At 47.1% G+C, this 13127-nt stretch carries 8 protein-coding genes and 4 tRNA genes; 6 read left to right on the top strand and 6 right to left on the bottom strand.

Annotation, left to right across the window (positions count from 1 at the left end; all coding sequences use genetic code 11):
* The first annotated feature begins 32 nt into the window (after positions 1-32).
* The 6 genes from EH243_RS06185 to serB all read left to right on the top strand — a co-directional run bounded on the left by EH243_RS06185 (position 33) and on the right by serB (position 8697).
* Positions 33-338 carry a DUF3467 domain-containing protein gene (locus tag EH243_RS06185; protein ID WP_126157769.1) on the top strand — a complete coding sequence of 102 codons (306 nt, stop codon included), beginning with the start codon at positions 33-35 and terminating at the stop codon, positions 336-338.
* Between the two features lie 92 nt (positions 339-430).
* Positions 431-2254 carry a GAF domain-containing protein gene (locus EH243_RS06180; protein ID WP_126157768.1) on the top strand — a complete coding sequence of 608 codons (1824 nt, stop codon included), beginning with the start codon at positions 431-433 and terminating at the stop codon, positions 2252-2254.
* 34 nt (positions 2255-2288) lie between these two features.
* Entirely contained in the window at positions 2289-4436 is a 2148-nt protein-coding gene (locus tag EH243_RS06175; protein ID WP_126157767.1) for a peptidase M50, read from the top strand.
* Complete coding sequence (locus EH243_RS06170; protein WP_126157766.1) at positions 4429-6423, top strand: preprotein translocase subunit SecA; 1995 nt, start codon at positions 4429-4431, stop codon at positions 6421-6423. Before EH243_RS06175 ends, EH243_RS06170 begins: the two co-directional genes overlap by 8 nt.
* Positions 6420-7172 carry an efflux RND transporter periplasmic adaptor subunit gene (locus EH243_RS06165; protein WP_126157765.1) on the top strand — a complete coding sequence of 251 codons (753 nt, stop codon included), beginning with the start codon at positions 6420-6422 and terminating at the stop codon, positions 7170-7172. Before EH243_RS06170 ends, EH243_RS06165 begins: the two co-directional genes overlap by 4 nt.
* A 298-nt stretch (positions 7173-7470) precedes the next feature.
* The gene (gene serB, locus EH243_RS06160) at positions 7471-8697 is read left to right on the top strand and encodes a phosphoserine phosphatase SerB (RefSeq protein ID WP_126157764.1); all 1227 of its coding nucleotides are present in this window, start codon (positions 7471-7473) and stop codon (positions 8695-8697) included.
* A 56-nt stretch (positions 8698-8753) separates the two neighbouring features.
* On the opposite strand, the gene EH243_RS06155 is transcribed toward serB, so the two are convergent.
* The 6 genes from EH243_RS06155 to ychF form a co-directional block, all read right to left on the bottom strand.
* On the bottom strand, positions 8754-10889 hold the full coding sequence (locus tag EH243_RS06155) for an EAL domain-containing protein (protein WP_126157763.1): 2136 nt from the start codon (positions 10887-10889) through the stop codon (positions 8754-8756).
* 509 nt (positions 10890-11398) lie between these two features.
* Positions 11399-11473 (bottom strand) — tRNA-Gln (locus tag EH243_RS06150).
* 7 nt (positions 11474-11480) lie between these two features.
* Positions 11481-11557 (bottom strand) — tRNA-Met (locus EH243_RS06145).
* Positions 11558-11670: 113 nt separating this feature from the next.
* A tRNA-Gln gene (locus tag EH243_RS06140) sits at positions 11671-11745 on the bottom strand.
* Between the two features lie 18 nt (positions 11746-11763).
* Positions 11764-11840 (bottom strand) — tRNA-Met (locus tag EH243_RS06135).
* Between the two features lie 189 nt (positions 11841-12029).
* Positions 12030-13121, bottom strand: coding sequence for a redox-regulated ATPase YchF (gene ychF / locus EH243_RS06130; protein WP_126157762.1), 1092 nt, complete (start codon positions 13119-13121; stop codon positions 12030-12032).
* Positions 13122-13127 lie beyond the last annotated feature (6 nt).

Below are 13127 nucleotides of genomic sequence, written 5' to 3'. Positions count from 1 at the left end.
AGTTATTTAAACGAAAACATTGAGGAATTAAGATGTCTGGCGATACGGTAGAAAATAAGAAAGCAAGTGGACCGACAATTCGTTGGGACGACAGCAAGATGCGTAGTACTTACGCCAATGTGTGTAATGTTTCCAGTACACGCGAGGAAGTGACGCTGTTGTTTGGTACCAACCAAGCATGGCGTGCAGGTCAAAAAGAAGTCGGTATTGAGTTAACGGATCGTATGATTGTTAGCCCTTTTGCGGCGAAGCGTTTATCGCTGTTGTTGAATGGTGTTGTGGAAGAATATGAAAAGCGTTTTGGTAAGCTTGATGATACCGGCGTAAATAAAAACTAATGAGTCAAGAGTGGGTTAGTTTATAAACGCTTCGGTATGTTTTGGCATGCCGATGCATTTTTATATTTAGACACATAAAAAAGAATCTATTTATGGGTGAGATCACTGCTTCGTTGCCTGACTCTATTCAGCAGCTGAATGGGTTGTTGGATACCCATCATGATAATTGGCATTTTACCTGGCTGGAGTGGCTGTGCGGTCAATTACCCCAGGTTCGCGTCGCATTAGTTGTTGCCGATGAAGCACACAGTGGACAGTTTCATTCGATGGCCGTTTGGCCAGAAGTGGGCACTCAGGATAAGTTACTACTGGATGCAGCGGACGAGACTCTGAAGTCAAAACAGCCGCTGATCATGCCTTTAGATGATGGTAAACATCATATTGGCAGTTACCCCGTTTTTGTCGATGGCGCGTTGCGCGCGGTCGTTACTGTGTTGCTGAGCGCTACAGATGAAGTGGAGTTACACAAGGCGTTGGCGGTGATTGAGTATTGCGCTGGATGGCTTGAGTTACGCTTATCTCGAAACCTGTTAAATACGGTTGCCCAAGATAATCAACGGCAACATATTGTTATCGATAGTATTGCCCATGTACTTGGCGAGCGTGATTTTGAGCATGCAGCGCTGCGCTTTGTAAATTTGATGGGGCAATATCTAGACGCCGAACGAGTCGTGCTCGGATTTGTTAAAAATGCTGAGTTAGAGGTCCATTCTGAGTCAAATAGTAGCGGCCATAGTAAGAAACATGAGTTAGTTAAATTAACGACTCAGGCGATGCAGGAAGCCGTTGATCAACAAGAATCTATCGTATGGCCCGCTCTGGATGGCCATAACCGGGTAACACACGCGCATAGTATTTTGGCGGTAGAAAAAGGGCAGCGCACTCTGATGACGATACCGCTGGTTGATAAAGAAGACTGTTACGGTGCGGTGCTCTTTGATCGGCCGATTGATCAGCCATTCAGCCAAGAAGAACAGCTTACGGCTGAAGCATTGACTAACTTTGTCGGCGTGGTACTTGAAGAGAAACGTCAGTCTTGTTTACCTCTGTATGCCTACGTTTATCGTAGTGTTAAAAATCAATTAAGTTTGCTGTTTGGCCCTGGTCATCTTGGCCGGAAAATTACTCTATTTAGTCTGCTCTTATTATCTCTCTTTTTTAGTCTGATGCCCGGCCGTTACAATATCAGCGCGGATGCTGTCATCGAGGGCGCTGAGATCCGTTCTATCGTTGCCCCCTATGATGGTTATTTACAGAATGCGACACTCAGGGCGGGGGATACGCTAAAACAAGGGGCGTTGTTAGCCGAACTGGATACGCGAGAATTACGCTTGCAGTTGATGAGCTGGGTCAACCAAGAGGCTACATCGCGGCGTAAGTATGAAGAAGCCTTAGCGAGAAATGAGCGCACGCAAGTGCAGATTAATAATGCTCAGGGTAAGCGGGCGCAGGCTGAAATAAAGTTGCTTGAATATCAGATATCTCAGGCGGTAATGAAAGCGCCATTTGATGCCTTGATTGTGTCAGGGGATTTGAGTCAGAGAATCGGCACTCTGTTACGACAGGGCGATGTATTATTTGAATTATCTCCCCGTCGTCACTTCAGGTTAGCCATGTATGTGGATGAATTTAGAATTAATGATATCCGTCAAGGGCAAACCGGTCAGTTGGTGTTGTCTGCTCTACCTGACCAGAAGTTTTCGTTTACCGTCACGCGTATAAACCCTATGGCTGAAGTGCTAGAAGGGGCGACGGTTTATCGTGTTGAAGCTGATTTTGATAATAAGGATGAGATGTTACGTGTCGGCCTTGAAGGGGTGGCGCAGATATATGTTGATGAGCGTCTGTTGATCAGTATCTGGACGCGCAGCATGGTTGATTGGATGAAACTTCAATTGTGGCGTTTCTGGGGGTAGTGCCGTTGTCTCGGTGCGCAGATAGGGAATTATCATGAGTGCTAATTTGTTTTCCAGTGATTGGTATCAAATTGCCGAATTGAAACCGCGGTTACGGCACCATGTGACGGTTAATGCCCACCGTTATCGAGGCAAACGTTGGTATGTTCTTGAAGATCATGTCACCGGTCAGGTGAGACGGCTTTCACCTCAGTCTTATCTTATTGTTGGTTTGATGAATGGCGAGCGAACGATTGATCGGTTATGGGAGCTCTCATCACAGCGGTTAGGCGAAGAGATGCCGACGCATGAGGAGATGCTGCAATTACTGGCAAGCCTGTATCAAGCCAACCTCGTCGGTATGGATACGAGTGGTGATATCAGTGAATTATTTGAGCGTGGTAAAGAAGCCGAACGCACGCGCTGGATGTCTAAACTGAAGTCTCCGCTATCCATTAAAATTCCTCTGCTGGATCCTGAACGTTTCTTGGTTGCGACGCAAAAATATATCAAGCCTCTCTTCTCTCTTACGGCGTTATGTATTTGGTGCCTCTTGGTTATTGGCATGCTTGTTATGGTGGGTCAGCATTGGGAGGAGCTAACCTCGAATGTGACCGATCGGGTGCTCGCGGCGGATAACCTAGTGCTTTTATGGTTTATCTACCCCGTGATAAAACTCATTCATGAGCTGGGACACGGTTATTGTGTCAAGCGAGGTGGCGGTGAAGTTCATGAATTGGGTGTTATGTTATTGGTGCTGCTACCCATGCCTTATGTGGATGCTTCGTCAACCAATGCCTTTGCGGATAAGAAACAACGTATTTTAGTCGGATCTGCCGGTATCATCGTCGAGCTGTTTATTGCTGCGGTGGCGATGTTTGTCTGGGTGAATGCTGAGCCGGGCCTCATCAAATCGATAGCGTACAATATTATCTTTATCGCTGGATTATCCACCGTGATGGTGAACGGCAACCCTCTACTTAGATTCGATGGTTATTACATACTGGCGGATCTTATTGAGATACCTAATCTTGGTCAGCGCTCCAATCAATACTGGGGATGGCTGACAAAGCGTTTTATGTTTGGCGTTAGTGGCTTGGCGTCACCGGCCTATGATCGGCGTGAAGCACTGTGGTTGTTTTTTTACGGCTTTGCCTCGTATATTTATCGTATGTTCTTGATGGTCACCATTGTGTTATTCGTGGCGCAGCAATATTTCTTTGTGGGTATCGTTCTTGCGGTTTGGGCGCTGATTGGTACTTTAATCGTGCCAAACTTTAAGCTACTAAAAAAAGCATGGCAGGACTCGGATATTCGCACTGGACGACGCAGCCCGACCGTGATGATTCCCGTGGCTGCAGGTATTGTTGTGCTTCTTTTATGTGTCATGCCGTTGCCGTTGACCACCAGTGTTGAGGGGGTGGTGCAGATGGACGATCAACGCCGAGTTCTCGCCGAGGAAAATTGCTTTGTCGAGCAGCTGCATAAACCCCCTGGCTCCATTGTTGTGAAAGGCGATTTACTGATCAGCTGTAGCAATCCTCAGTTGCGTACTGAACAATTAGTTTTGCAACAGCAGTACCTCGAGTCCAGTGCAGAACGACAAGGCGTCTGGAATGATCCGGTGCAGTTAAAAATATATGATGATCAACTGTCACGGCTCAATTTGGAGCTGAAAGAGAGCGAAGCGCGGTTAGCATCTTTAAATCTTTATGCTCAGTCTGATGGCATTTGGTCGCTCAGAAATGCAGCGGATCTAGTGGGTATGTTTTTGAAACGTGGTGATCTTATCGGCCATGTTATAACCAATGATCATGTTTCTATTCTGGGTATGGTGCCGGAAGCTGATATTGAATTAGTGCGCGATAAATCAGTGGCTATATCTGCGTTGCAAACATCGGATCTTAATACACAGTTAACACCCACTAGTTGGTCGGTTTTCCCTGCGGCGACTAAAGAGCCTGTCAGTGGAATACTGACTGAAACGGCGGGAGGGAGCATCATTATGGATCCTTCTTCCTCTACTTCGGACACACCGCAATCACTGAGGCAGTACTTTATCGTTGCGTTGGAGTTTGGGCACTTTCCCATGGTGTTTGTTGATGAGCGTATCCATCTGAAATTTGAGCATCCGCCAGAAGCTATTATGTATAGGCTGTACCGCGTGGTTCGGCGTACTTTCTTGGAGTACTTCGATGTCTGAATATGCGAGTAAACAACCGGTTATAGCAGGCTTACGCAACGAATATAAATGGCAGGAAAGTAATTGGCTCGATACTTTTCTGAAGAGATCAAAGGAGCGGTCAAAAAAATTAGGCGGCAAGTTGTTGCGACGCAATGAACGGATGGTGAAAGCAATATTCAAACGCTCGGCGGCGCTCGAACACTATACAGCGGATGAGCTTGCGTTAGCGTTGGATACTAGTCGTCAGAAATTACGGTTAGAAGGCATCAATACTGCAACGATTATCGAAGCGTTCTCTGTGATAAGAGAGGTTAGTGGTCGCGTATTGGGGATGCGTCACCATCATACACAGATTCGGACCTCCTTAGCGATGTTGCGCGGCGGCATTGCTGAGATGTCGACAGGCGAAGGGAAAACCTTGGCGGCCACCTTGGCTGCGGCGACTGCAGGTCTCGCCGGTATTCCGGTGCATGTTGTCACTATCAACGACTATCTGGCCGAGCGAGATGGTGAAGAGATGTTGCCTCTGTATCAAGCGTTAGGGCTGTCTGTCGGTATTATTATCCATGAAAGAGAGCTGCAAGAACGGCGCGAAATATACGCCTGCAATATATGCTATTGCAGCAATAAAGAACTCACCTTTGATTTTTTAAAAGACAGCTTAGTATTAGCCCATCGAAAAACCACACGTATTCAGCAAGCCTCATTACTGACGGGGGATGCCTCCTGGTCGGACAATTTATTACTACGAGGTTTGCATTTTGCTATCGTCGATGAGGCCGATAGTGTGTTTATTGATGAGGCCAGAACGCCATTGATTATCTCTGGACAAGAAAAGTTTGGTCAACGGGAAGAACGCTTGTTAAAGACCGCGATGGAGATAGGGACAAAGTATAAAAAAGAGATCGATTTTAAGCAGGATGAAAATTCAAAGATACACCTGACTGCTGCAGGGCATAAGTTATTAGTCGATTGCTGTGAACCGCTGGATGGCTTATGGAATAGTAGTTTCTATCGTGAGCCCTTAGTGAAGCAGGCTTTAGCCGCTTTGCACGTATACCATCTGGATAGGGACTATATTATTGATGATGAAGGGGCCGTCCAAATTGTCGATCTGTATACCGGCCGTGTGATGCCGGGGCGAAGTTGGGGGCAAGGCTTGCAGCAAATGATCGAAATGAAAGAGGGCTGCGAGCTGACTAAACCTCGGGAAACAAACGCAGAAATAAGCTATCAAAACTTTTTTAGAAAGTATCATCATTTATGCGGCATGACCGGTACAGTTCGCGAAGTTGCAGGCGAGTTATTGGATGTTTATCGGCTGCGCAGTGAAACAATCCCCTTGCTGAAAAGGAGTCAGAGGAAAAAAGGCTACTGTGAGGTGTATTTAACCGAGCAGGAAAAATGGCAACGGGTTGCTGAAGTGACCCGTGAACTGGTAGCAAAAGGCCAAGCGGTATTAATCGGTACTAACTCGGTTGCTTCATCGGAGGCGATTAGTGAGGTACTGACGAACGTATCGATTGAGCACAAGATATTGAACGCGCGGCAAGATAAAGAGGAAGCCGATATCGTTTCAGTGGCGGGTTATCCTGGCGCGGTGATGGTGGCTACCAGTATGGCGGGGCGAGGAACGGATATTAAGCTAACGGATGAAACTCGCGCATCAGGTGGTTTACATGTTGTTATTACAGAGCTTCAGGATGCTGCTAGGATAGACAGACAGTTAGCGGGTCGTAGTGCGCGCCAAGGAGATCCTGGGGCTGTCAGTGAAATTTTATCATTTGAAGATCAGTTGGTTAAAAAGATGGCCGGGCCGTTACTGCGAAAGCTTATACAGGCGATAAACACGACAGGTATCTTGTTGCCGCATCGGTTGGGTTATCGCATCCAGTTCAGTTGTCAGAAGAAACTATCACGAAGCCATTACAAACAACGTATGCAACTCATCAAAGTGGATACTCAACGTCAACGGACGTTGGCATTTACTGGAGATAAAAAATGAAAAAACAGCCTCTCATATTTACTGTTGCGATAGGCCTTTTCTTTACTCAACTTAGTAGTCTTCAGGCGGAAGAGGAAGAGCTAAGGTTGTCAACCTTGGGTTGCATGTTAGAGCCGAGTGAAAAGGTGGAGATCAGTTCGCCGGTGATGGGGGTGCTGGATAAGGTGATGGTTAAACGTGGAGATAGCGTTGAAAAGGGGCAGGCCCTATTTCAGCTCAAAGCGGGAGTTGAAAGGGAAGGTGTTCAATTAGCGAAAGTCAGGGCTGAGTTTGCTAAGCGCAAAGCACAACGTAATCAGGATCTTTATGACGACGATATTTTAACGGCGAGTGAACGGGATGAGATTGAAACAGAATTACTTATTGCTAAGTCCGAACTTCGCTTGAAGCAACAGGAGTTGTCGTTGCGTAAAGTTTCCAGCCCTATTAAAGGTGTGGTTGTGAATCGCTTTAATAATGCCGGTGAATTTGTTAACACGGATCCTATCTTATCCCTTGCAACATTAGATCCATTGCATGTCGATCTGTTATTGCCTGCCAGTTATTTTGGGCTGGTTTCGCTTAAGCAAGAGTTGTTGATTAAGCCTGAGTCAGAGACGATTGATGCAAACACCGCTACCGTGGTTATCGTGGATCCTTTGATTGACTCTGCCAGTGGTACTTTTCGTGTACAGTTAGTGATGCGAAATCCAGATGGTAACATTCCGGCAGGTATTCGCTGTACCGCGCAGACTATCAGCAAGCCATAGCAAGCGACGACTGCTCAATTGTTTGGGCTGGGCATGTAAAAGTCTCAGGTCGTCTTATTAGCAAAGCCCTAGCGGGTTTACGGGCCTGTTTAATTGACGGACATAGTGGCGATCTACCAATAACATAAACAGTAGCAACGCTTTTCTGCTGTTTACTGAAATAGAGATCCCCCTTGTCAGCACGGGTAAAATAAGTGAAACAGCGGATTCAAATGCCGTATCCGCTTCGATCTTTAACAGTATTAAATTACAGCGGTGGTATAATCCGCCCATCTTTAGCACGCATTGCGAATAGGTCATGAAAGAGATCATCCTGCTTAACATCTCCGGCCAAGACAAGCCGGGCGTCACATCGTCTATCACCAGTATATTGACTCAGTTTGATATTAATATTCTTGATATCGGCCAGGCCGTCATTCATAACACCCTGTCATTAGGCATCCTTATTGGGGTGCCTGAAAAGGCCGAGGCATCCAGCCTATTGCGGGATGTGTTGTTTAAGGCACATGAGTTGGATATGAATATCCGCTTCGAGCCGGTGACTGAAGATGAATACCAAAGCTGGGTGAATGAGCAGGGTAAATCCCGGCACATCATTACCCTGTTAGCCCGTAAAATTACCGCTGAGCATATCGGTAAGGTTACTCAGACCGCTGCTGATCATGGTTTGAATATTGATAATATCAGCCGCCTATCAGGACGTTTGTCTATCGATGAGGTCTCTAAAGGGCAAACCGGCGAAAAGACCCGCGCCTGTGTCGAGTTCTCGGTGCGGGGCGCGCCAGCGGATTCCGCTCAACTGCGTGAAGAGTTTCTCCGTATCGCCAGTGACCTCGATGTGGATATCGCCTTCCAAAAGGATGATATTTACCGACGTAACCGTCGCTTAGTCGTCTTTGATATGGATTCCACCTTGATTGAAGCTGAGGTGATCGATGAGTTGGCTAAAGAAGCCGGTGTCGGCGATCAGGTAGCCGAGATCACGGAAGCGGCAATGCGTGGCGAGATCGACTTCACCGAGAGCTTTAAACGCCGTATGGCGCTGCTGAAAGGGCTTGATGAAGCGGTATTAGAACGTATTGCCCATAACCTACCCTTGACCGAAGGGGTGGAAGAGCTGGTGTCTAAGCTGAAAGGTTTGGGCTTTAAAACGGCTATTCTGTCCGGCGGCTTTAATTACTTTGCCAACTTCCTGCAGCAGAAGATGGGGTTCGATTACGTTTACGCGAATGAGCTGGAAATCGTTGCGGGTAAGGTCACTGGTAATGTTACCGGCACCGTTGTCGATGGTAAGCGAAAAGCAGAGCTGTTACGTAAGATTGCAGAAAAAGAGGGCATTCGTCTGGAACAGACAATTGCCGTTGGCGATGGTGCTAATGATCTGCCAATGCTGTCGATTGCTGGCCTCGGTATCGCCTTCCGAGCGAAACCGCTGGTGCGCAAGAGCGCCAAACAAGCAATTTCAACGTTGGGCTTAGATGGCATTCTCTATCTGATCGGTTTTCGGGATCGGGACACCCTATAGGTGTCTGATCGGCTGTTGCTGTATCGTATTAAAAAACCGCCAATTGGCGGTTTTTTTTACTCAAAAAAATCGTAATTCATCTCTTCAGAAGGCGGTTGCAGGTAATACCCCTGAATATAATCAACCCCAAATTTCCAGAGCTTACCCATGAGTTGAGTGTCCTCGACATAGGGGGCAATATTGCTAATGTTGGCATGCTTAAGATCTTTAATGAGGGAAGCAAAGGCTTTGTCGAATTCTGTTGAATTACTCAGATCTTGAATATAGGAACCATCCAACTTCACGAGGTCGGGTTTAAGCTTGATGCGTAACAGTTCTCGGTTTTCAGAGATGCCGAAGTGCTTGATACAGAATTTACATCCCAGTTTTTTCAGCCCAAATCTGAAATGCTCTGCCTGTAGCTGACTGGTACTCAGATCCGATTCACTGATCTGAAATACGACTAACTCTGCGGGAATGCGGTGCTCTTTCAGTTTGTCGGCAATCCAGCTAAGTTCATCTTGGTCCTGATAAAAACTAGCGGTGAGATTGATAAATATTCGACAGCGCTGCTTATGTTTCAGCTGTTCTGTCATCCGGCTAAAGGTGTGTTCAATGACCCATTTATCAATCTGAATGCTGGTATCTGAATGATCCATCGTTGAGAGGAATATATTGGGTGACAGTGCTTCATCGTCATCATTCTGCTGCAGTCGAAGGAATACTTCATAGTTTCCCCAGCCGTTAGCGGAGGCCAGTGCGACGATGGGCTGAAACAGCAGCCGGAACTTATCATTTTTCAGCGCATCTTGAATCAGCTTGATAGATGAATCATCGATTTCGTCTAGTTCGTCTTCGGGTGTTTCAAACAGTTTGACGCAGTTTCCGCGCAGGCCATTATGGCGAGCCTCGTCGGCGGCCTGTCGAGCTCGGTCGATCAGCTCGATATAATGGGGTGCGTTATCATTAATGGTGCTGACACCGATACTACAGCTGGTTTGTACGCTGGTGCCGGCAACATCAACCTTTAGTTGTGCAACCGAGTTACAGAGTAGCTCAGCTAGTTTCATCGCTTTATCGGGACTAGGGTCGTGAAACAGAATGGCGAACACGTCGTCTTCTAACCGAGCGCAGATATGGGTTTTGTTAATTTTGCGTCGTAGCAGGTCGGCAACATCCGATAGGACAATGTCGCTACCGGTGACCCCTAGTTCCGATTGCAACGCACTATAGTTATCAAATCGAATATACAGAAGACTGCAGTCGGCCCCGCCGATCAGTGCACGGTGGGCGGCTTTCTCCAAGGCGTTAATAATGTAGTCTGCATCATATAGCCGCGTGGTAGGGTCGAGGTTTTCGAAGGTTGTTTCGTTGTCGTCGCTATCGGGGCTAATCATGACCTGTAGGCAGTCTTGATTCAAATAGTGCGCATGTTGAATCGTAAATGCCGCTTGAAAGTTGGTGCCATCGATACGGCGTGCATTCAGCTCTGTTTTGATGATGTGGTTGCTATTATCAAGGGCATCTTGCAGCGCTGTTTTTAATCGGTCACGATCTTTTAGGACAGTAAATTTATCGAGAGTTTGGCTTTCTAAATGATTGTTGTCTTCTAGCCCGAATAGCTCGGTAAAGGCCGGATTACTGTAGATAGGCGCTAGGCTTTTGGTCAGGTAGACGATCGGCAGGCTGGCGAGGTCGGCGAGGTGCTGACACTGTTTCTCTGTTTGAGCCAGTTCGGCTTCAAGAATACGTAAGTGCCGTCGCGTCTCAAGATGTTCTAACTGTCGCCGGATTTGAATTAACAGCAGTTCTTGTTCTTCCAGCGAGATAACGGTCGCCATGCGTGCCTTAAGGCCTTGTAAGAGTGCTTGGCTACTACTTTTGGGGACGAGTTGAATAATGGGGATATCTTTATTCAGCCGGTGAATAATCTGGGCTGCTTCTCGTGCGCCAAACTGGCCTTCGACCTGCGGGCTTAGAATCAGATCCCAGGAACGCTCACTCAGCGCGGCATTCAACTCTTCAGCCGATTGTACCTGCTGCCCACGGGGGGCCATCCTGGCGCCACGTAACAGGGTGATGATCGGATCTATCTCCTCAGCGGTTAGGCTGAGAAAGAGGATATGGACATTTTTACGTAACCGTTGGCGCTTCTCTGAAACAATCCTTTTAAACAGTCCGCTCGGAGCGCCGGTTGTTGCTTGCTCATTCATTGTATTCTTCTGCGGTTAAAACTCCCTAGTCCTTGAGTGTATCTCCTTTGAACCATTCTGTCAGTGGGCAATGCTGTAAAAAGCGGTTGTACTTGTATGACATCATAAAGCGGGTGATGAGCCGTTGCTCGCCGTTCGCACATCAAGAAAACATAACTTGTTTATCGCTTGGGATATCTGCTTTATGTTGAGCTAGGAGGATTTTTCTTTATCCTCTATAGACGGTAAGTTATCTGCGGGCTTCGCTGAGCGCATCTCAAATGGTTGTAACATTTGTCGAACCTTGAGGTTCTCGATGGGTATTGGACGTGAGAGTATTTTTTGAGCAGAGTGGTGAAGTAAGAAATGGCTGGGGTAGGATGATTGATCCTTATCGTCTGATGACGATAAGTCCGCTGCGGGCTTCGCTGTCGCTCGTCTCAAATTGCTTCGCAATTAGTCGAACCTAAAGGTTCTTGTGCAAACTGAAAGTTAGGCGTTATATTTGAGTATTGCAGAGGGAAAAGAAATGGCTGGGGTAGGAGGATTCGAACCTCCGCATGACGAGATCAAAACCCGTTGCCTTACCGCTTGGCGATACCCCAGCAAAGATGGTGGCAATAGCGGGACTCGAACCTGCGACCCTCGCATTATGAATGCGATGCTCTAACCAGCTGAGCTATATTGCCATCTATATAACAGTGGGTTTAATAACCGTCATATAAATATGATGGGTAACTATTTGGATGAAATCCCAATAATTACCAATCTCTACTTAATCCTAATAGATAGGTTAAGAAGTTGGCTGGGGTAGGAGGATTCGAACCTCCGCATGACGAGATCAAAACCCGTTGCCTTACCGCTTGGCGATACCCCAGCAATGTTGAAAAGTGAATGGTGGCAATAGCGGGACTCGAACCTGCGACCCTCGCATTATGAATGCGATGCTCTAACCAGCTGAGCTATATTGCCTTAGCACTTATCAAGGCCGCGAATTATTCTCTTTTTTGGTAATCATGTCAACTGATTAGCGGGAAAAAACCGTTAATTTATCTCGTGTGTGCGAGGTAAAAAAATAGCCATGCTGAATGACTCCAGAATGGCTATTTTTTGTACTGTAATTTACATCAAATAATACGGTTGATTCGCCTGTATACCGGTTTAAACGTTAAAACGGAAGTGAACAACATCGCCATCTTTCAGGATGTAATCTTTACCTTCTAGACGCCATTTGCCAGCATCTTTTGCGCCGGCTTCGCCTTTATACTGAATGAAATCTTCATAGGCGATCACTTCTGCGCGAATAAAGCCTTTTTGGAAATCCGTGTGGATAACACCGGCGCCTTCAGGGGCGGTAGCTCCCTCTTTGACGGTCCAGGCACGGACTTCTTTAACACCCGCGGTGAAGTAGGTGTGTAGGCCTAATAGGGAGTAGCCTGCACGGATCACCCGATCAAGGCCCGGTTCTTCCATGCCCATCTCTTGCAAGAATTCGAGTTTCTCTTCATCTTCTAGTTCAGAGATTTCCGCTTCCATCTTGTTGCAAATAACAACCACGGCGGCGCCTTCCTCTTCAGCCAAAGCGATCACTTTGTCTAAATGAGGGTTATTTTCGAAGCCGTCTTCCGCCACGTTGGCGATATACATGGTCGGTTTGATGGTCAGCAGATGGAACTGATGGATCTCTGCATGTTCTTCATCGTTTAGCTCGAGTGCGCGAACGGGTTTCCCCTGTTCCAGTTGGGCGAGCACTTTTTCCAAAATGACTTTTGATTTCAGTGCGTCTTTGTCGCCGCTTTTAGCGATGCGCATCACTTTATTGAGCTGTTTTTCAACCGATTCAAGGTCAGCCAGCGCTAATTCAGTGTTAATAATCTCGATATCATCAATAGGATCGATCTTATTCGCAACGTGGATGACGTTTTCATCTTCGAAGCAACGAACAACATGGGCGATGGCGTCGGTTTCGCGGATGTTCGCGAGGAACTTGTTGCCCAGGCCTTCGCCCTTTGATGCGCCTGCGACGAGGCCGGCAATATCGACAAACTCCATCGTGGTGGGGAGTACGCGTTCAGGATCGACGATGGCTTCGAGTGCATCCAGACGGGGATCTGGCATAGGTACAACGCCTGCATTGGGCTCAATCGTACAGAAGGGAAAGTTTTCTGCACCAATACCTGCTTTGGTCAGGGCGTTAAACAGAGTAGATTTGCCTACGTTTGGCAAGCCAACGATGCCGCATTTGAAACCCATGGCTAT

The sequence above is a fragment of the Amphritea opalescens genome (assembly GCF_003957515.1).
GTDB lineage: Bacteria > Pseudomonadota > Gammaproteobacteria > Pseudomonadales > Balneatricaceae > Amphritea > Amphritea opalescens.
Note: the sequence above shows the minus strand (reverse complement) of the source record. Positions and strands in the feature narration are given on the sequence as shown.

Bases quoted from the DNA above. Each gene is read 5' to 3' on its own strand.
- EH243_RS06175 (WP_126157767.1), top strand. From the start codon at position 2,289: ATGAGTGCTAATTTGTTTTCCAGTGATTGGTATCAAATTGCCGAATTG.
- EH243_RS06155 (WP_126157763.1), bottom strand. From the start codon at position 10,889: ATGAATGAGCAAGCAACAACCGGCGCTCCGAGCGGACTGTTTAAAAGG.
- EH243_RS06165 (WP_126157765.1), top strand. From the start codon at position 6,420: ATGAAAAAACAGCCTCTCATATTTACTGTTGCGATAGGCCTTTTCTTT.
- EH243_RS06185 (WP_126157769.1), top strand. From the start codon at position 33: ATGTCTGGCGATACGGTAGAAAATAAGAAAGCAAGTGGACCGACAATT.
- EH243_RS06170 (WP_126157766.1), top strand. From the start codon at position 4,429: ATGTCTGAATATGCGAGTAAACAACCGGTTATAGCAGGCTTACGCAAC.
- EH243_RS06180 (WP_126157768.1), top strand. From the start codon at position 431: ATGGGTGAGATCACTGCTTCGTTGCCTGACTCTATTCAGCAGCTGAAT.
- ychF (WP_126157762.1), bottom strand. From the start codon at position 13,121: ATGGGTTTCAAATGCGGCATCGTTGGCTTGCCAAACGTAGGCAAATCT.
- serB (WP_126157764.1), top strand. From the start codon at position 7,471: ATGAAAGAGATCATCCTGCTTAACATCTCCGGCCAAGACAAGCCGGGC.